General features: G+C 33.0%; 17 protein-coding genes. 1 reads left to right on the top strand and 16 read right to left on the bottom strand.

Going from position 1 to position 21,677, the window contains the following annotated elements:
• Positions 1-5: 5 nt before the first annotated feature.
• Together DWX29_RS00720 and pgmB are read right to left on the bottom strand one after the other, a co-directional pair.
• A complete protein-coding gene (locus DWX29_RS00720) occupies positions 6-1,610 on the bottom strand; it encodes a glycosyl hydrolase family 28 protein (RefSeq protein WP_117908334.1) in 1,605 nt (534 codons plus the stop codon).
• Complete coding sequence (gene pgmB / locus DWX29_RS00715) at positions 1,604-2,248, bottom strand: beta-phosphoglucomutase (RefSeq protein ID WP_117908332.1); 645 nt, start codon at positions 2,246-2,248, stop codon at positions 1,604-1,606. The genes DWX29_RS00720 and pgmB overlap by 7 nt, the downstream gene beginning before the upstream one ends.
• Before the next feature lie 110 nt (positions 2,249-2,358).
• Here pgmB and DWX29_RS00710 point away from each other — a divergent pair, with 110 nt between their 5' ends.
• Entirely contained in the window at positions 2,359-3,378 is a 1,020-nt protein-coding gene (locus DWX29_RS00710) for a LacI family DNA-binding transcriptional regulator (protein ID WP_022088834.1), read from the top strand.
• 118 nt (positions 3,379-3,496) lie between these two features.
• Here the strand turns inward: DWX29_RS00710 and DWX29_RS00705 are convergent, their stop codons facing one another.
• From DWX29_RS00705 to DWX29_RS00645, 14 genes are all read right to left on the bottom strand, one after another.
• The gene (locus DWX29_RS00705) at positions 3,497-5,683 is read right to left on the bottom strand and encodes a glycosyl hydrolase family 65 protein (RefSeq protein WP_118564939.1); all 2,187 of its coding nucleotides are present in this window, start codon (positions 5,681-5,683) and stop codon (positions 3,497-3,499) included.
• A 67-nt stretch (positions 5,684-5,750) separates the two neighbouring features.
• Complete coding sequence (locus DWX29_RS00700; RefSeq protein WP_118564938.1) at positions 5,751-8,066, bottom strand: glycosyl hydrolase family 65 protein; 2,316 nt, start codon at positions 8,064-8,066, stop codon at positions 5,751-5,753.
• A gap of 177 nt (positions 8,067-8,243) precedes the next feature.
• Positions 8,244-9,122, bottom strand: coding sequence for a carbohydrate ABC transporter permease (locus DWX29_RS00695; protein ID WP_118564937.1), 879 nt, complete (start codon positions 9,120-9,122; stop codon positions 8,244-8,246).
• Positions 9,123-9,134: 12 nt separating this feature from the next.
• Entirely contained in the window at positions 9,135-10,058 is a 924-nt protein-coding gene (locus DWX29_RS00690; RefSeq protein ID WP_022088830.1) for a sugar ABC transporter permease, read from the bottom strand.
• Positions 10,059-10,230: 172 nt separating this feature from the next.
• Positions 10,231-11,655: an extracellular solute-binding protein gene (locus DWX29_RS00685; RefSeq protein ID WP_118564936.1), complete on the bottom strand. Its 1,425-nt coding sequence runs from the start codon at positions 11,653-11,655 to the stop codon at positions 10,231-10,233.
• Positions 11,656-12,322: 667 nt separating this feature from the next.
• On the bottom strand, positions 12,323-12,772 hold the full coding sequence (locus DWX29_RS00680; RefSeq protein ID WP_118564935.1) for a hypothetical protein: 450 nt from the start codon (positions 12,770-12,772) through the stop codon (positions 12,323-12,325).
• Positions 12,773-12,962: 190 nt separating this feature from the next.
• The gene (locus DWX29_RS00675; protein WP_118564934.1) at positions 12,963-14,300 is read right to left on the bottom strand and encodes an MATE family efflux transporter; all 1,338 of its coding nucleotides are present in this window, start codon (positions 14,298-14,300) and stop codon (positions 12,963-12,965) included.
• 296 nt (positions 14,301-14,596) lie between these two features.
• The gene (locus DWX29_RS00670) at positions 14,597-15,421 is read right to left on the bottom strand and encodes an undecaprenyl-diphosphate phosphatase (RefSeq protein WP_118564933.1); all 825 of its coding nucleotides are present in this window, start codon (positions 15,419-15,421) and stop codon (positions 14,597-14,599) included.
• A gap of 338 nt (positions 15,422-15,759) precedes the next feature.
• Positions 15,760-16,995: an HD domain-containing protein gene (locus DWX29_RS00665; RefSeq protein WP_118564932.1), complete on the bottom strand. Its 1,236-nt coding sequence runs from the start codon at positions 16,993-16,995 to the stop codon at positions 15,760-15,762.
• A 167-nt stretch (positions 16,996-17,162) separates the two neighbouring features.
• Positions 17,163-17,456, bottom strand: a complete 294-nt coding sequence (locus DWX29_RS00660; RefSeq protein ID WP_117908314.1) for a Dabb family protein — start codon at positions 17,454-17,456, stop codon at positions 17,163-17,165.
• A 178-nt stretch (positions 17,457-17,634) separates the two neighbouring features.
• On the bottom strand, positions 17,635-17,796 hold the full coding sequence (locus DWX29_RS12595) for a hypothetical protein (protein ID WP_158562614.1): 162 nt from the start codon (positions 17,794-17,796) through the stop codon (positions 17,635-17,637).
• Between the two features lie 138 nt (positions 17,797-17,934).
• Positions 17,935-19,287, bottom strand: a complete 1,353-nt coding sequence (locus DWX29_RS00655) for an MATE family efflux transporter (RefSeq protein ID WP_347497635.1) — start codon at positions 19,285-19,287, stop codon at positions 17,935-17,937.
• Between the two features lie 356 nt (positions 19,288-19,643).
• Positions 19,644-20,501, bottom strand: a complete 858-nt coding sequence (locus DWX29_RS12755; protein ID WP_199663666.1) for a hypothetical protein — start codon at positions 20,499-20,501, stop codon at positions 19,644-19,646.
• Between the two features lie 189 nt (positions 20,502-20,690).
• Positions 20,691-21,635, bottom strand: a complete 945-nt coding sequence (locus tag DWX29_RS00645; RefSeq protein WP_118564930.1) for a site-specific integrase — start codon at positions 21,633-21,635, stop codon at positions 20,691-20,693.
• Between the last annotated feature and the right edge of the window lie 42 nt (positions 21,636-21,677).

The raw sequence follows: 21,677 nt of genomic DNA, 5'->3' as shown, positions 1-21,677 counted from the left end.
TCCTCCTACTTTATTTCCGCATTCTTCACTGTGTCTTCATCTACTTCAAATTCACCATCTTCAAATGATTTAATATCTTTACCCTTAATATTTAATCCTGAAATTGAAACTCCATCAATACCATGTTCTTCGTCAAATCCTTTAATCTGTGAAGGAAGTGATTCATTTCCATAAAGTACCTTAAAGCCGTCAATTGTAACATTTGAAATAGTTCCTCTGTCAGAAGTTGTTGACCATCCTGAATTTGTTAATACCTGTAAATCAATTAATTCTTTTGTTCCATCTCCAAGTCCCATGCATGCATCTTCAACTACAATATTTTTATAAGTCACGTTAGAAATTGCTGCATTATCTGCATTGTGAATTGATAATACCGGCTTATGGAAGTTATGAAGTACTGTTATATCTTCAAATGTAACATTTTCAATTGTCGAGTTTTCTTTGTCACCTTTATTTGTTTCATAACCTATTTCCATTGACTGTGCCAAATCTGTCCAAACCTGAACATTTTTGAACTTGATATTGTTTGAATTTACATCATAATTCTTAACTACTAATGAATCATCCCATGTACGTACAAAACAATTTTCTACATCAAAACTCTTACATGACTGTAATGAAATTCCGTCACCATTTGGTCTTGCTGTAATAATCTTTAAATTACTGATATCTCCAGCTACTGAATTGTAACCCTGGAAGCACCATGCATTTGCATTTAATGAAATAATTCCTTCAACAGTTACGTACTGGCAGTTATCAAACCTAAGTGGAACTGTAGCACTTGTACCTTTCCAACCTTCTAAATTAGAATTATCAATAATGCCTCTTCCTCTAACTGTTACATCTTTAGCAAATGATGCTGTAACTGCTCCATGTACAACTGCTCCACCTGAGATATAAATTGTATCTCCATCTTCTAATACCATGTCTTCGATATTCCATTCACCAGGTCCAATGTATTTAACACCCTCTGCATCTTTGTCAGGAACATCTTTTTCTATTTCATTTGCAAAAATATGTACTGCACGTTCTACTTTTTTATTAAATTCAACTGTGTAGGCATCAGGTGTGTCAATTGTAAATGTCACCGTATGCTTTTTAGTATTAATTTCCGGCTTAATGTTATATTTTAATGGTCTGATATTTACATATTCAATATCTGTATTAGGAACTGTAACTGTTATTTTAACTTTTCCTTCAAAATCAAAATATGTAATAGGTGTTCTGTCTTCTGCCGGCATATAATCACCCATCCATGTATGTGTGTTATTTACATTTGTATCGTATACATAACAGTCTTTGCCGTTTACCGCAACTTTAGTATCAACACAATGCATTAATGAAATATCTCTTTTTTCTTCTGATGCTTTTTCCAAATCAGCATCTGTAGCATCTTTAAGTGATTTAGGTCCATCATACAATACAACCTTGGCGTTTTTTATCTCACTATTGTCTGAAATTTTTGTTATTGCTACAGGCAAATGAATTGCCGCGCTTACTATTCCTACAATAAGGAAATAAATTATTACACATCCAACTACAAAAAATCCTTTGCCCATTGGCTTTGAATTATTGTTTTCCCCTGTTTTTTGTTTCTTTCCTTTTAACATAAAATTTCCCTCCAGTTTTCTACTGTTGCAAGTGTTTCGGAATGAAAATCTGCTCCCAGTTCTTCATGAAACGGTCCTACACCGAGGGATTTCATTCCGCCTCTCTTTGCTGCTTCTATTCCTGCTGCTGCATCTTCAACTACAAGACAATCCGCCGGATTAAGTCCTAATTTCTTTGCAGCCACTAAAAATACTTCAGGGTCAGGTTTAGATTTAGTTACATCTAATCCACAGCTTATTTTGTCGATATAAGGTGCAAGACCTGTCCTTTCAAGTATTATTGGTGCGTTTTTACTTGCCGAACCAACTGCTGACATAATTCCCATTTCCTTTAGCATTTTCAAAGTTTCTACTGCTCCCGGAAGTACAGCACCTGAATCCAGTTTTTGGAGCATTTCAACATAGTATCCGTTTTTTCTGTCTGCAAGCTCCATCTTTTCTTCCTGTGTATATGTTTTATCACCTTTTTCAAGAACAATTTCCAAAGAAGCCATACGGCTTACTCCTCGCTGTCGCATATTGTCCTCTCTGTTAAATTCAGTAATTCCCAGTTCATCAGCTAATTTTTTCCAAGCCTGATAATGAAGTTCATCTGTAGAAACTAAAACTCCATCTAAATCAAAAATTACACCCTTCATTTTTTCTCTTCTCCTTTACATTTTTTTGTTTTCAAAATCATATTTTAGTGTTACTATTTCTATATAGGTTTTACGTTTTACCTATTCTAAAAACAGAAAGGATTTATTATATGGTTACTATTAAAGATATTGCTTCGGCTACAGGCGTAAGTGCAACAACCGTTTCCAATGTTATCAATGGAAAAACCGGTCGCGTTTCTGCTGAAACCGTCGCTAAAATTAATAAAGCAATTGATGATTTAGGTTATGTACCTAATATGTCTGCCAGATCATTGGTTTCACGTTCATCAAAAGTTATTGGTTTCGTAAACCATATTGTTACTAATAAAGACTCAAATTTCATGGAAGACCCTTTTCTTTCCCGATTTATCGGAATTCTCGAACAGGTTCTTCGTGAAAATGGTTATTTTTTAATGTTGCGTACTGTTGAGACGCCTGAACAGTTTAAAGCTTTCTTAAAAACATGGGATCTTGACGGTTTGTTTTTAGCAGGTATCTTCCGCGATGACTTTTTTGAAGCCATTGCAAGTTGTGCTAAAAAGCTTCCTATCGTTCTCGTTGACAGTTACGTTCATGAAAAGAACATTTGTAATGTCGGATTAGAAGATTTTGGTGGAAGCAACCAGTCAACCAAGTATTTAATCAGCAAAGGTCATCGTAAAATTGCATTTGCCTCTCTTCACATAAAAGAAGGTGGCGTTTTAATGGAGCGTTTCCTCGGATATAAGGCTGCCCTTACAGAAGCCGGTATTCCATTTGATGATTCCCTTGTTTTTGAATGTGGTATGGACCTTGAAAATACAAAACATATCGCTAAATATTTATCTTCTCATCCTGAAATAACAGGACTCGTTACTACTGCCGATTTTCTTGCAGGAAATATTATGGCTAACCTTCATAAAGAAGGTGTTCGTATTCCTGAAGATATATCAATAGTAGGATTCGACGATTTAAATATATGTAACATTACAACTCCGGCTCTTACCACTGTTCATCAGGATATGGACCTTAAAGGTCGTACAGCCGTTAAATTTATGTTGGAATTGTTAGAACACAGAATGCCTAATCCATGCGAAGTATCACTTCCAACTTCTATTGTAGAAAGAGAAAGCGTTAGAAGTATTTTCTAACGCTTCTTTCTTATTTAAGGAGATTTCAAATGAATCCTAACAATCTTATAAATGCTACTTATATTGTCATATAAATTTTAAATTCTACACTTGCACTGTTTTGCTTTGTATTCATTTCCTATATTTCCACAATATTTGCGTTATTGTCTTCTATTTCAATTTTGTATTTTTTGTTTCTATAACAAATATGAAATCTCATTTTTTTCCATGCTTTTGGCAAATCAGGTTTTGCTTTAATTTTTCCATCTTCAAAATAAATTCCCGCAAATCCTTTTATTGCCACCATATAGGCTCCACCTTCTGCCGCCGGATGTGTTCCTCCGATGTAGACAAGTCCTGCCCATTCCTTTCCACCTTCATTCAAATCTGCCGAAGCTGATTTCATAAATAGCGGATAGGCTTTTTCTTTCATTCCACACTTGCAGGCTAACAAAGCATACATACATGCACTCAATGATGAACCATGTTCTGTTCTCGGTTCATAATACTGCCAGTTTTTGAGTTTTATTTCATCACTTACATCATCCGGAAACATTGTAAGCCATGTTACTACGTCTGCCTGTTTTATAACCTGTGTATGTGCTGCCACTCCATTTGCTCCTCCCCAATATTCCTTAGGGTCTAAGAGTCTGCTTCTTACAGTATTTACGCTTACATCTTCTAAATCAAAATAACCGTCAAACTGTGGAATGATTCCATTTTCATTTGGCTGTGGAATATAAATATTACGCTCAGCCATTTCAAATTTTTCTTTTAATTGTTTTAAGTTATATTCTTTACACAACTTTATTGCATACTGTTCGTTTAATTCATCAATTGAATCAATTACTTTAACAGCCTGTTCAAATGTATATTTTGCCATTCGGTTTGTATAACCGTTATTATTAACTCTTTCATGGTATTCATCAGGTCCTATAACATCATGAAGTTCATAATATCCTCCTGACACTTTTTTAAGAAGTAAATCATAATAAAATTTCGCACATTCAATTATTGTTTCTGCTCCACCCTCAGATAAAATTGTCATATCACCTGTAAGGTCTATATATCTGCCAATTCCATATACAATAGCTGCTGAAATATGAATCTGTTTATCTTTAAAATATGTTCGCATCGGTCTTTTTGTAAAAACGTCTGTAACATTATAATCTGAGCAGGCGTCATATCCGCCTTCCTGACTTTCCCATGCATAAAATGCACCATCATATCCATAACTTTTTGCTTTTTCCTTTGCACCATCTAAAGTATCAATTCTATATTTCATTACATTTCTTGCTACTTTTGGGTTTGTCATAAGTAAAAAGTCTAAAATAAACATTTCCGTATCCCAGAAAACAGCACCTTTATACGTCTGTCCCGATAAACCTCTGGCTGCAATGGAAAGACTGTCTGCATGTCTTGGCGAAATGCTATTCAAATGATAGCAGGAATAATTCAATGCTTCCATCGCATCATCATCGCCTTCAATTTCCACTTCTGAATTGTCCCAAATGCTTTCCCAGCATTTACAATGTTCATCGCGCAATTCGTAATATCCTTTATTTCTAATATTTATAGCCGTTTCTTTTGCATTATCTAAAGGATTCTCACAATCTTTTGATGTATAAATTGCCATAAATCTGTGAATTTCGTAACACTTATTAATATCTGAGACAAAATTTAATGATTTTATTATCTTTTTGTCCTCTTTTTTTAATATTATCTTCTTTTCACATGGAAAATTTTCATCTTCACTTACACTTACCGCCACATGATATTTCTTTTCATGAGATATTCCAACTATGCTTATACAGTCATCTTCATCCATAATAATTTCATCATAATGCGGTCCGTTAATGTCCCATACATCGCCATCAATTCCTGTTAAAAAATTAATGTCTGCATGAAAATCCGCCGTAATTTTGTATTTCTCTACTCCAATATGAACATCATCCATACTTACAAAGCGCTCTGATTCAAGTACAATGTTTCCTCTCTTCGTTGTCCACTCTGTATGTCTTTTAAATATTCCATGTCTGTAATCTAATTTTATAAAATGTTCTTTAGGCGCATTATCCTGAACCTTTAAAACATTTCCATCAACAATCAGATAACTGTAAAAACCATTTGGAGCATTCAACGGTTCTCTCCAGCTATTACCTACCTGATCATAAATTCCTGCCAAATTAACAGCTACTAAATCCCGGGAATCAAATTCATCGAGAGTGCCTCTAATTCCCATATATCCATTACCTGTCAGAAATTTATTTCCTAAATGAGCAATCTTTTCTGAATTAAACCCGTTTTCTGTCAACTCCCAATTCATTTATTTACCTCCCATTTTTGTCCGGGGACAAAACACTTTGTATTCTGCCCCGGCATTAAATTTATTTTTATTTGACGTCACAAATATATGCTTCTTCTCCAAGTTCAATTTTTTCATCATAAACCTGAACTAAAATATTTTTGCCATATTTAGTACTGATTTCCACTTTATCCTTAGTAACCATCACTTCAATAACTTCTCCCATATAATGGATTTTGAAAGTGTACTTATTCCAGTTTTGTGGGATTGAAGGTGTAATATGAATAATATCTCCATCTGTTCTAAGTCCGCCAAATCCATAAATAATATTCATCCATGCTGCTGCAATACTTGTTGTATGTATACCTTCTCTTGTATTTCTGTTATAGTTATCCAAGTCCATTCTTGTAGCAAATCCAAAGAAATCATATGCTTCATCTTTTTTATGAAGTTGTGATGCTAAAATTGAATGTACTGAAGGTGACAATGAACTTTCATGTATACATCTAGGTTCGTAATATTCATAATTTACCTTTAACTGTTCCTCTGTAAAATGAGAATTAAATAACAACATAAACATTAAAACATCCGGTTGTTTAATCATGTCATTTCTATATATTCTGTCATAAGACCAATGATTATATAGTGGGAAATCTTCAATTGGAATTGAATCAATATTCAAATGAGGAAGTTTAAAGAATCCTTCATGCTGTTCGTACAAAAGACTATCTTCATGGTAAGGAATGTACATACATTCACTAACTTTTTTCCATTTGTCCATTTCTGACTCATCGAAGTTAATTTTTCCAACTATTTCGTCATAAGCCTTCTTATCATTTTTCTTAATATCTTCAATTACTTTAAGTGTAAAATCTAATGTAAATTTACCCATAAAATTCGTGTAGCAATTGTTATGAACCATCATCTGAAATTCATCAGGTCCCATTACGCAGTAATAACCATATTTGCCATCCTGCGAGAAATCACCACGGGTAACTAACATTCTCGATATTTCAATTAACATTTCTAATCCATACTGTGTCATAAACTCTTCATCCTGATACAGTTTTTCATAGAACCAAATACCATACGCAACTGCTGTAGATGCCTGAAGCTGTAAGCTTGCATGTTGCCATAAATTACAACATTCCTTACCGCTTATTGTCGCTATTGGATAAAATGCGCCTTCACAATCTAATGCCTTTGCTCTTTCTCTCGCTTCATCTAATGTCTTATATCTGAAATAAAGAAGATTCTGAGCTGCTTCTTTGTTATTAAAAAGGAAGAACGGTAAGCAATATGTTTCCGTATCCCAAAAAGCATTTCCATTGTATGCTTCGCCTGTTAATCCTTTTGCACCAATATTTGTGCCTTTTACTGCACCGTGATAAGTCTGGAATAACTGGAAAATACAGAATCTGATTCCCTGCTGGTTTTCTTCATCTCCGTCTATTGTGACATCAGATGTTTCCCAGATTTCTTTCCACCACTTAGTGCTATCTTCTTTTATCTGTTCAAATGACATAGCACTTATGTCATTTTCCTTTTCTGTTTCAAATTCTTCATATACTGCCTTTACATCTTCACGGAATTTATTTTCTTCTTTTTCTTCCTTTAATGTAAAATTCTTAACTATCTTTTCAAATATTTTTTCTTCATTCTGTTTTAATGAAAGATTAAATTTAACAACTGCCTTTTTTTGTTCCTTAACATTGTCAAACTCATTCACATCCGCTTTTATTGCACATGCGCTAAATACTCTTTGCTGTGTATGAAGTGTTTCACCTTCTATTCCGACAAATGCGTTCTTTCCTGACTTATGTAATGTATCTTTTATTTCCCACATGTTCATTCTCTGCATACAATGTGGATTGGAAAAATCAAGTCCTGATTTTATTTCCACATCTCCATCAAAATTTAATGCCGTAAGCTTAACTCTTTGTGCACCAACCTGTACATCAGTCATTGAAAGGATTCTTTCAAAAGAAATTTTTAACTTTTTTCCATTTGATAAGTTCCATATAAATGAACGGGTTAATACTCCGTTTCGCATATCTAATTCACGAACAAATTCTGAGATATCTGCTTTGGAAATTTCTAATTCTTCCCCATCAACACATATTCTTGTATATAACCAGTCAACGGAATTAACCATATATTCAGTAAAATCTACAATACCTTTATAATGTCCGTAATCCGGTTTTGTTCTTTCATATATTCCATTAAAATAACTTCCGATTAACTTTGGTCCATTATATCCTTCTTCAAAATATCCTCTAACTCCCATATATTCATTTCCTAATGAAAATATAGATTCTGATACTTCTCCGTAATCCGGATTAAAACCCTCTTCAATTATTTTCCAAGAATCCACTTTAAAATATTTATCTGCTATTTTCGCCATAATTCTTCTCCATCTTTTCCTGCTGTCGACAATATGAGAAACATGGTCTTTCTAAACCACGGAGGAAATTGCCGACAGCTCACATCATTTCAGATTATTACTGTCAGTTTTATACAGAAATAATCTTTATCAAATATATTTTTTACTAACGTAAGGGGATGTTAGTATCCAAATATCTTAACCCTTTACAGCCCCACCGGCTGCACCATCTGTAATCTGTTTCTGGAATATAGAAAACAGAATTGTAGGTGGAATCAGCGAGAAGAAGATTGCTCTAATCATATCTATCGCTGTTGTTCTTGAAGTTGAATATGTATACAACTTAACCATAACTGTTTCTTTTCCTGATCCATTTAAAATCAAATATGGAAGAAGGAAATCTGACCACGCTGCCGTAACCGCAAAAATTACGATTACCATAATGATTGGTTTTGATAAAGGTAATACAATTTTATAAAATACCTGTACTACATTACATCCATCCAACCTTGCCGCTTCAATAAGTTCAGGTGGAAGCCCTTCAAAGAATTCTTTGAATAAAACTACCCAAAAGGCATTTGCTCCATATGCAAGCCACAATGGAATAAATGATTTATTTAAACCAATTCTGTTAATATTTACAAACAAAGCAACTACACTTGTTGTTGCAGGAATCAAGAGGCTCCACATTACAAGACCATTTACAATCTGATATCCCTTTGGTTTTAAAATGGCAAGTCCATATGCTAAAATTCCATTAAAAATAATTGCACATATAACTGAACCGATAACCATGATAAATGAGTTCTTGTAATACAATCCGAAATTCAATTTATCCCATGTTTCCTTAAATCCTGAAAAATTAAACGATTTAGGGAACAATGTTGCTTCTCTTGTTAACTCTTTTAAATCTTTAAATCCTGATAAAAATACCCATATTGCAGGGAACATTGCAATTATTGCAAATAAGATACATACTGCCACGAAGAATAGGCAGATTATCTTTACTCTTGTCGACTTAACGTCAAAGCCTCTGATGGCACCGTCTGTTTTGTCTGCATACTTATTAAAATACATCAGCCTTTCCTCCTAATCATCTTTCTTTCTTGTTAAGTACATATATAATCCACTCAACAAAATTAATACTATACAAATCATTACTGACAACGCTGCTGCGCATGGATAATTAAATTCAGTAAACGCATACTGGTAAACCAAAAGCATTATTGATAAACTTGCATTATTTGGTCCACCATTTGTCAAAACTAATGGTTCATATAAAATCTGGAATACGGAAATAACCTGAAGAATAAGCATTGTCTTTCCTAAGCTTAAGATGCAAGGAAGAGTTACATGGAAAATTCTTTGGAATACACCCGCTCCATCAATTGCAGCAGCCTCGTAATATTCCGGATTAATTCCACTTATTCCCGCCATATAAATAAGGGATGTGGAGCCTGCACTTTTCCATGTCATTGCTATAATAATCAACGGGATAACCAACGCTGCATTGTTTAACCATACCTGTGGCTCTATACCACATTTAGATAGTAAAATATTTAAAACACCTGTAGGACCCGGTTTGAAGAAATAAACCCAAAGAAGTGAAACAGCCATTCCCGGAATCATATTTGGAAAATAAACTGCAAATCTGAAAAAGCTCTTTCCTCTAACGGTCTCACTGATGAATATTGCCAAAATAATCGGTACAAAAAATCCTATAATCAAGGACCATCCTATGTACTTAAATGTGTTTAGAAACGCTGCTTTAAAACTAACGTTATTAATTACTGTTATATAATTGTCTAACCCAACAAACTCCTGGAGCTGAACTCCCTTTGCTGAAAATAGCGATAATCTCACGCTTTCAAGTAGCGGTTCCCAAACAAAGAATGTGAATAACAATATTGATGGGAGCATTACGCACCATCCCAGTAAATCTCTCTTAGAAAATTTATGTTTTTTAGGTTTATAATTTGTTTGTTTTGTTTGAACTTGTTGTTTACTTTTCACCTGGAAACCTCCTCACATAATATGTATTGCCCTCACCTTTAGTCAGTAGCTAATTTTCTGAAACATTTGTAGAAAACAATTCTGTTTCCTTAATTTTATAGTAAAACCTTCTCCTGTTTTTAGAAAAAGGGCAGGCAACCGGACTAGTCGCCCACCCTTCCTTGGTAATATTCTATTTGTTTAATTTGTCTAAAACTTTCTGATAATTTTCATTTGCTGTCTTCATAAGTTCTTCTACATTACAATCTTTCTTTGTAACAACTTCCTGAAGAACTTTTGTAAGTTCCTTGTACATTGACTGTGTATCACCAGGTTCTTCCGCTCTTAAGTTGCCTTCAGCTCCTGTCTTTTCAAAGTATGAATCGTAAAGCGCTGAGTCAACATTCTTGTATTCATCAATAACCTTCTGTTCAGCATCTACATAATCCTGATTAATCCAGCATGGGAATGATTTAATTACAGGAACTCCGTTTGATACACGGTTAGCTGCATCTGCCTGTTTACCTTCAATACTTGTATCATTAACTACAGGAGATTTACCCATAATTTCAAGGAAATCTAAAGCTGCATTAATTTCTTCTTTTGTTGCATCTTTAGAGAACATATAAGGTGTACCACCTGTTAATGAATACTGATCGCCGTTTGGTCCGGCTGGAATTGCTCCCATTGCCAATTTCTCTGTTGGCAATCCATTAACCTGTGTTGGCTGTGCAACTGCATCGTTAGCTGCGATGTACATTGCTGCTGCTCCTGTTCCTAACTGCTGGAATCCTGATGCCCAATCTTCTGCTGTTGGATCAGCTGTTAAAACATCATATTTCCATTTCAAATCATATACATATTCCATAGCTGCAACAGCTTCTGTTGAATCTAAATGTGAAGTGTATGTTCCGTCGCCATTATCTGTACATAATGTAGCGCCAAAGCACCATGCAATATTTGAAAAATGCCATCCTCCTGAATTGTCTTTTGCTAATAAGCAAAGTCCTGCAGCTCCTGTCTTATCTTTAATAATTTTAGCATCCTTAGCAAGTTCATCCCATGTCTGTGGGAACTTTGGAATACCCTTGTCATCAACAAGTCCTGCTTCTTCAAATAATTCTACATTGCACATAAGTCCTAATGCGTAAGCATCTCTAGGAACACCATATACGTGACCGTTTTCATCTGATAAAAGAGATAATACCGACGGACTCATATCATCAATCCATCCTCTTTCTTTAAGAATGTCTGTAACATCTGCCACCAATCCCTGTTTAATTAACTTCTGAGGTTCAGTAAACCATGTTTCAAAAATTGTTGGGCAGTTTCCTGATTCCGCTAATGATACAAATGTGTCTGTTGCATATGTATAACTTGCAGGTTCAACATATACATCACTATGCTGTTCATTCATTGTCTTAGCATACTTTTCAAAATTCTTAACATCATCAACCAAATCTGCTGACGGCCAGATTCCTAATGAGAGAACTGTCTTTCCCTCTTTCTCTGCCTTTTTCTTGGCTGAATCCTTGTTTCCTGAACTTCCACATCCTGCAAACATTGTTGTTGTCAACGCGGCAATCAATGCCAAACTAAGTAACTGTTTCTTTCTCATATAAATACTCCCTTCTACATTATATAATAATATATTACGTTAAGTTTAACGTTAAACTTAATTAAGAACATAATATACCTACGTACCTTCTACAAATTCCCCAATCAAAAGAGTCTTTAACTTCTTTGTAAGTTTGTTATATCGTTTAACGTTAAACTAATAATAACATTGTTTAATTTATTTGTCAATATTTACAGTGAAAGCAGATTAACTAATATTTATGCCCTATTTTTTAATAAAAACGTTACTGATTTTAGTAATATTGCACAATTAGCATATTATCTTTGTTTATTAATTAACAATTATGGATGTTAAGGGTTGAGATTTTATTTTAAATATTATACTTAAGTATTATCTTTGATAAACTTTTTGGTTCCTGATATTTAAACCTTGAGATTAATCTTGGTCCGGTTTCAAATATTATATTTATATTTTAATGTTATTTTACTTTTATAATTCCATAACAAAAAATTTACCTTAAGACTAAGCTCAAATACTTTTTCTTAAGGTAATTTTTTAACTCTTTATAAATTTTATATTTTATGATGTTGTGGTCAAAAGCCACAACTTTGATTTTCATATCGTGACGAGTTCCAAAGTCTTTCACCCATTTATGAGCAAGTTCATGTGTTCTTAGGTCTTTTTATCCTGGCATCATTATGTTGCATTACTGTTCCATAAAACCAATTACACATCCATTATCAGAAAATGAGATTGATATTGAAACATTATCCTTTGTTCCCGTGTATTCTATCATTTCATATTTATTTTTATCATCATGAATATATCCTACAGTTTCGACTCCGGAACTTTGTAATTTTTCTATGTACTCTTCAATCTCTTTCTTGCTTATACCATCTATAAACAGTGAATACATTTTATTCTCTTTATCTTCCGTATAAGAATATGAGTCTGCATTATTGAGTTCCGGAAAACCTTCTGTAAAGCTATTATCCGGCCATTTCTTTAATGTCCTTATTTCATTCTGACTTTCATCGTCTTCCATATATCTTACGTTACTCATCTTCATTTTATTCTTTGGTTCATTGCATCCAACAAGCAATCCTGAAATTATTAAAATAGCAATTGTTGAAGCAATTATTCTTTTTCTATTCATTTTTAACCCCCTTTATAAAATATATGAACACATTATACTATAATGCTTTGCAAAATAATTGAATTTTCTTGGCTAATTATTGTCTATACTTGTTAGATTTTTCACCTTCTAATTTTCTAATCTCAAATTATCAAATTCGATTTGCATCTAAATATCTAATTTCATAACCGCATATTCTATCATTGTATATCTATTCAATAGTTTTCTTAGCATATTTCTGATAAATAAAATACGAAATAATTCCTGTTGCAAATTCTGCTATGACAAATGACATCCACACTCCGTTTGCTCCCATAAACCGGCTTAAAATAAAAGCTGTCGGTATAATCACTATCACATAACGAAGTAATGATATCATCAATGAAGGATTTCCCATTCCTAAGCCTTCTAATGCTCCACTGGAAGTAACTGATACTGCAGAAATTATAAATCCAAAACTAATTATATGAAGTGCCAAGACACCAATTCGGATTGTTTCAGGATTTGTGGTAAACAAACCTATAAGCTGAGATGGAATAGTCCATGAGAGCAACATTCCGAGCGCCATTATTAAAGCTGTTAATTTTAATGTCGTGCGATAAATCTTCTCTACACGCTTATGCTCACCTGCTCCATAGTTGTATCCAACAAGTGGTCTGATTCCCTGTATAATTCCATTTGCACTAAGATAGATAAATGTCTGAAGTTTATAATAGACCCCAAGTACAAGTACATATTTGTCTGAAAATTCTGCGAGGATTCCGTTTAACGCAGATATTAAAAATGACGGTAATGCCATATTTAATGTTGCCGGAATTCCTATTCCATATAATCTCTTTAACAATTTAAAATCAGGCTTTAATGATTTTCTTTCTATTTTTACAGGAATTGGTCTCGCAAAATATACAATTATATAAACTAACATCGAAATAACCTGTCCTATTCCTGTCGCATAGGCTGCACCTGAAATCCCCATTTTAGGAAACGGACCAATTCCAAAAATCATTAGTGGGTCCAGAATTATATTTGTTGCAAATCCGCAAATCATACTAAACATGGAAACTTTCATTTGTCCCACAGCCTGAAAAATCTTTTCCAATGTAATACCTACAGTGCTTGCCACACTAAACATGAATACTATGTTTGCATACTCTAATGACATGGAAATTATATTTTGATTATTTGTAAACATCTTTAAAAACGTTGGCATAAACGCTGTACATAAAATTGTCAATAGCAATCCATGTATAAAGTTCAAGACAACACCTTGTGTAGTTGCTTTATTTGCCATTTTTTTATCCTCTGCTCCAAGATAATACGCAACTGTCGAATTTATTCCAATTCCTATACCGACACCAATTGATGTTATTATGTTCTGAACAGGGTATACAAGTGCCAATGATGTCATCGCATTCTCGCTTAATTTTGCCACAAAGAAACTGTCTACTATGTTATACATCGAGTTTACTGCCATTGAAATAACCATAGGCAGCGACATCGACAATACTAATGGCAAAATTTTCTTTTCTTTCATAAAACTCTGATCCATTTTATCCTACCTTTCTTTTTTGCTAATTGTTTATAACAATAATAAAGCCACACAACTACTTCTGTAATTGTGTGGCGAAAAAAGATTTCTCTCTAAAAATCCACCCCTTAAAGGTTTTAATCCTTTGATATATTAATATTGTTTATTTGTTATGTCAAGATTCTTTTATCCATAAACTATTTATGACTCCGGCATTAAATATGCTTCAAATCTATAGTCATTAACTTCTAATCATTTTCAATCTCAGGACAAAAGTGCAAAATTTATTATAAAACAAATATTTCTATGTAGATATTTTATAAAAAATATGCAAGCACTACTATACCCAATATAATTCTATACCAGCCAAATACCTTAAAGTCATGTTTCTTTATGTAGCTCATTAAAAATTTGATTACAATGATTGATACTGCGAACGCTATTACCATTCCCCATATGAGAATTGCAAGCTCAGTATGTGTAAAGTTAAATCCAAATTTTATTATTTTGATTGCACTTAAGCCAAACATTACAGGCACTGCCATAAAAAATGTAAATTCCGCTATAGCAACTCTTGATATTCCCATCAACAAACCACCGATGATTGTTGAGCCTGAACGGGATGTTCCGGGAACAATTGAAAGCACCTGAAATACACCAATTAAAAATGCGTCCTTATAACCAATTTCTTCTAATGTATTAATTCTTGCAACTTTATTTTTGTTTTTATTTTCAATAATGATAAATGCTATACCATAGAAAATTAATGCAATTGCAATTACTACAGGTGTATGAAAATGTGCTTCAACATAATCATCAAACAACAATGTAACCGCTGCACCCGGAATACATGAAACAACTACCTTAAACCATAATGAGAATCTGTCTTTTTTAATTATAGATTGAGATTCTTTTGGCATTTGGAAAGGCCACATTTTATTCCAAAAAATTACTACAACCGCTAAAATTGCTCCCAATTGAATTACAACAAAAAACATATCCTTAAATGCATCACTTACATTTAACTTGATAAACTCATCTACCAAAAGCATATGACCTGTACTGCTGATAGGAAGCCATTCCGTAATTCCTTCTACAATTCCTAAGAAAACAACTTTAAGCCATTCAATAAACTCCAACATATAAAGTCCTCCAATTTTATTTACTTGTTAATTTGAAAAAAAATTTTATACCTACAGTTCACGAAGGCATTTTTTTAAATAAAATATTTCCTCTATTTAAATCAGACTAAATAAATCTGTAGATATTTTTAATTATCTTTTTACACAACTTCTTCATTATAGTACAGCAGTGTTTCTAATAAAAGTAAATTTTTTCTTAATAATTTTTGTTTATTGAAAATAACCTTTCTATCTATCGGATATTCTGTATTTGATAAACAAAGTATCTAATGGTTAATCCACGTTTAACCAATCAATTATTTTTCCGGTAATCTATGTTTTCATAAATATTCTTTTGTTTACTGGAAATAGCTTTTGTATTCTATTTTATATTTGCTGTCAGGGAACAAATATTTATGCAGCTCTATAAAATAATCGTCAGTCATGCTGGCAATAAAATCTACAACAATCTGATTTTCCTCTTCATCAAGATAATTTTTATGCTTATAGTACTTTAAATTTTCATTTATGAACTTAATATGGTGCTTGTAAATTATTGAATCTGTGCTCTTGTTATGAACATCATCCAATAATTTATAATACATTTCCTTAAACATTGGTTTAATAATTTCATTGTACTGCTCTTCAAGTTTCTTGTTGTTATATATAACTTCGTAATTTTCTCTTTTTGCAGTTTTCAAATCATTATATACAGATTTGCTTAACAATATGTAATCTTTTCCGTAGCTGTTTTCCAAAATATCAACAGTCATATTATTAATTATTGCGGCATTTTCCGCACCTATTTTATTAGTCTTAAACTGATAATTTTTGTCGATTATTTTTGCAATTCTTGCATCCTGTCTGTCTTTTCCAAGATATGCAACAATATCACATATTCTTACCACACATGCCTCAAGTGTAAGCGGTACAAGACGTGAAATCGCATCATGACCGATTACATAACTGTCCTCTACTTCCCTGTCATATTCAGCAAATGTTTTTCCAAAGTGCGGACGATATTCCTGTTGCTCAAATTCACCGTTATGGCATAGAATTCCATCTAAAGTCTGAAGTGAGACATTTCTTGCAAACATATTTTCAAGAACCCTTACACTCTGTACGTTATGATTGAAAAAACGTCCGGTTTCATTCTGAAGCAATTCGCTTAAAAATCTTTCGCCTGCGTGGCCAAATGGTGTATGCCCAATATCGTGTCCCAAAGAAATGGCTTCAATTAAATCAAGATTAAGTCCAAGCACCGCGCCTATATTTCTCGCAATTCTTGACACAAGCTGAACATGCAAAGCTCTTCTTGTAATATCATCATTGCTATAAAATGAAAACACCTGCGTTTTATCCGCATAACGATTGTAATATGGCAAATGAATAATTTTCTCAATATCACGCACAAATGCCGGTCGCCATAAATTAGGATTGTCGTGTTCCATATTTCTTCTGATTACCATATCATCATTGCATCTGTAAGGATTAATTTTTCCCTGCTTTCTGTCGTCTTTAATTCGTTCCTGCAATTCTATACTTAACTGGTCGTATTTTAAATTGTCGTTTGACTGTTCCTTCTTTAACTCCATTTTACCTCCCATCAAAATTCATAATTTTCCGGCAATTATTTTTGCCCACATGATATAAATATAACTTTCGCTCTTATTTTATATCTGTCTGATACAGCTAAAAAACTCATGGCTAATATTCCATCGTTCTTTCGCTCTTAATAAATATCCGCCTGATACATATCAAATTACATTTTATAATCAAATGAAACCCTATTTGTTACATGTGGATTATATTTTTCACCCATTCTCACATGCTCAGGATAACTTAAATATTGTCCAAGAACGCTTTCGTCTTCCAAATCCATCTCAATCATAAGGTCCATATTTGCCGGACGGTCCACGCAATTTTTATGAATCTTTACATCCTTTATTCCATCAAATGCATTCTTTATTTTGGCAAATGCCTCACAATATTCTTTGTAATGTTCTTCTTTAAAAAAATCTTTTTCAAATGTAAATATAACAAAATGTTTAATCATTATCCCGTCTCCTTCTCTGCTATAATCTATGCTTTTATTTTATCAAATTATATCAATAAAAAAAGCCCTCTTATTTATCAATAATAAGATGACTTTAAACATTTTATGTAATGTTAATCGACATATTAATATTCTCCGCGATATCAACTAGTAGTTTAAATGCCTCCAAAAATGTAAACTAACATTTCTTCAGACATTGCATTGCTTTTCTTGAGTACTCAACTCCTGCTACATTCTCTCCCTGAATGTTTCTCCATCTGTTAATTAATCTTAAAAAATCTTCAGATGTTACGCATTCTTTTCTTTCGCTTTCAAATTTTTCCGTAAGTGTTTTAGCCATACTCCCATCCTTTCTCACCTCAACCAATAATTACATTAGAATCTACCCCTTAAATCCCTTACAACAATCTAAGTATAGTATAAATAGCCAAATTGTCAATTGAGTTTTTGGTTATTTTTCATATATTTCGATAATATTTCATATATGCAAGTCATATTTCTTTCTAAATCTACTTTTTAACAGTGGTAATTTTTTCATATATAAAAGCCCTGTCATATCAGCCAAAAACCATCCTATAGGTACAGATATCCATATTCCAATGACACCAATCTTTGGAATCGCTGATAATGCATATGCAAGCACAACTCTTGTTCCAAGTGAAATGATTGTAAGAATCAAGGACATTTCCGGCTTTCCAACTGCTCTGTAAAATCCATAAAGCAAAAATAATATGCCAATTCCAATATAAAAACTTCCTTCAATTCTCAAATATCCTGCTCCCACTTTTATAATTTCAGTTCCATCAGACACAAACAGGCCCATAAATCTTTCAGCAAATATAAACACTACTGCACTCACGCACACACAAAAAACAGATGCTGCAATCATAGACTGCTTCCGGCCATCCTTTATTCTTCTGTGTTTACCTGCTCCATAATTTTGTGCAACAAAAGTCGATACTGCATTGCCAAAATCCTGTACCGGTGAATATGCTAAAGTATCTATTTTTACTGCTGCCGCAAATGCCGCCATAACTATCGTTCCGAAACTATTTACCAATCCCTGTACTAGAAGAATGCCAAAATTCATAACCGACTGTTGCAAAGCTGTTAATATAGAAAGATTTGCTAACTCCTTAACAATATTTATATCAAATTTTAAGTGCTTGCGTTTAATTCTAAAATGTGTAGATTTTAAAAGTGCATAGATGGTTATTCCCATTCCTGAAACATACTGAGAAATTACAGTCGCCTGAGCTGCTCCTTCCACTCCCATTTTAAAATTAATTATAAAAACAAGATCCAACACAATATTAAGCACCGCTGAAATTCCAAGAAAAATAAGTGGCATTAGTGAGTTTCCGATTGCCCTAAGCCCATTTCCAAAAAAATTGTAAAAAAATGTACCAATTATTCCTATTCCAATAATAAGAAGATACTGTTTTGTAAGCTTCGTTATTTCAGTTGGAATCTGCAAAAACTTAATTATATTATTAATTTCCGCAAAAAATACAAAAGTTATTAACAAAGTAATGCTGCCTATTAACACAAATGCTAATACAATTCCATTTTTCATTCGGTCATAATCTTTTTTCCCAAATTCCATAGATATAAAAGCACCGGCTCCCATACTTAACCCTAATATTATTGATGTTAAGAAAATCATCAATGTATAAGATGCCCCTACCGCGGCAAGAGCATCATTTCCCACATACCTTCCAACTATCAATGTGTCCGCAATGTTGTAGCACTGCTGCAAAATATTTCCTAACATAAGAGGCAATGCAAATTTAATTAATTTTCCTGTTATATTTCCCTGCGTCAAATCCATATGCAAAACTTACGGTCACAATTATTTACTATTTAAGTTGCGACCTTACTCCATTTTCCGTAATTTTTTTAATAAATTTTGTCAAAAAAGAAACCCAGAATTACATACCTTCGTCAATGCAATCCTGAGTTTCCATATGAGCAAGCCACCGTCCTAGCCTGTCTCGATTTCTTACTAGTATTATAGCATAAAATGGGTGTTGAGGGAATAGATTTGAAATTTATTTGCAAAGATTTTATGGATTTTTATGGCAAAATTTTATGACATTTTTTGTGTTGTTGTAGCACTTTGTGTTTCTATATTAAGCGGGTAAACTTGGGATTTAATTCAATAAAACTTAAGCACTTTCTTCAAATCTACCAATCGCCTTCTCCCTCTTCCATCATTTCATCTATTGCATCGTCAACACCATCTGCATAATCATCATCTTCATCATAGCGGTCATAATCATAGTCGTCATCTGATATTACATCATCATATCCATCGTCGTATGAGTCATCATAATAATAATGTTTTTTAGAGCTATTTGAATAATTATAAGTTTTTCTTGTTGTCTCTCTTTCATATGTGTTGCTGTTGCTAGTTGGTTTCTGAATATTATTTATGATGTCATAACGGGTTGTCTCTTCTTCGTAGGTTTCATCATTTTCTGTTGTATCATTTTCCAAATCAGAAAAATCATAATCAAGCCCATGCTCTTTCATATGACGATAGCAATAATCAAATTCTTTTTCTTTATTAAAATTACAACCGGGCTCTGCGCATGTTTTTATGTTAGTGTAAATTGATTTAAAGCCGTATATTAATCCAAATATGGCTACTATTAATATAACAAATTTTATAACTGAAGTTGATTTGTTGTTTTTCATTGTTGAATCACCTCCACGATTGTATTTGCCATGGTTATCATCATTGTTGTCAGTTTTATTGTTGTTGCTATTGCTCTTGTCATCATTGTTGTCAGCTTTATTGTTGTTGCTATTACTCTTATCATTATTCTTGCTGTAGGTCCTGCCATTGTTTTCCTCATTGTTATGATATCTGGAACTACTATCTTCATAATCTCCATACTGTTTTCTCTGGCTATTCTGATTTCTTGTTTCGTTCATAAAGCGGTATTCCATGCCTCTTTCAAATGTATTTAATTTACCATCTTTATTAAAATCAAAAAACTTATCTAACGGTCCATCTGCCTTTCCATTCCAAATTCCCATAATTAACCTCCAATCATGTGTTATAAATATTTTACAAATTGTGTGGTAAAAGAATGTTTTTCTTTTATTGAGGTAATTATCTCATATTTGGTGTCCAATAGATGGGACTTGTAGTTTTTTTCTTTTTTCTCTTTTTTCTTCTTTCTCTTCTTTCTCCTTTCCTTATCCACTCTTCACCAGCATTTTTATTTAATTAAGATTTGAAAGTGATTTCATAATCAAATCAATATCTTGGTTTTCAAGTTCCTGTATTATATGCAAATACGTTTTTTGCGTTGTAGTCATACTTGCATGTCCTAGCCTTCTAGCCACACTTCCTATTGAAACACCTGCATACAGAAGAATAGATGCATGAGTATGTCTAAGTCCATGTATTGAAATTTCTGAAATTCCAATTTTCTTACAATATCTGCTTAGAATTCCATTTATAGTTGAATTATAAATTTGCTCATATTTTCCATCAATTTTCTTGACAAAAATAGGCTCGTCCGTTTCTAAATTTTTCGTCAATGTTGCAAACTGCATTACTGTCTGCCAATCAATTTGGATTTTTCTAACAGATGATTTATTTTTAGTCAACGTAAATCCCCCTCCTGACTTATAATTCCATGTCTTGCTAATTGATAAATTTTGATGTGCAAAATCAAAGTCACTTGGTGTAAGAGCCAAAGCTTCTGAAAATCTCAATCCTGTTTTTGCAACCAGCAAAATAAAATAATCCCAACTAACTTCTTTTCCTAATTCCAATCCTGCTAATAAATTATGCAGTTCAAATTGATTAAGATATTTAACCTTTTTCTCTCTAGGTGTTTTTCCCTTAATTATTACTTTTCTGGTCGGGTCTCTAGGTATAAGTCCTTCATCAACTGCATCAAGAATAGCTCCTTTTAATTGATGATGAAAATCCATCGTTGTCTGTTTCTCATGATGTATTGCATAATCATTTATTAATTGCTGATATACAATTCTAGACAAATCACACAATTTAACTGTAGGGATAAGTTGTTGCAACCATTTTAACGTCATTTTATACTTTGCAAAAGTAACATCTCTGATTGCTCCTTCCTTGTAAACACTCATCCATTGTTTATAGTAATCTATTACTAAATCTGTTGCTTTAATTTCATCTAGCATATTAGCCTCCTGTTTTCTAATACTGATGAAGAGCAACTATAT

Origin of the sequence: Eubacterium sp. AF19-12LB, assembly GCF_003479125.1 — a bacterium.
In the GTDB taxonomy this organism is placed as follows: Bacteria; Bacillota; Clostridia; order Lachnospirales; family Lachnospiraceae; genus Eubacterium_U; species Eubacterium_U album.
Note: the sequence above shows the minus strand (reverse complement) of the source record. Positions and strands in the feature narration are given on the sequence as shown.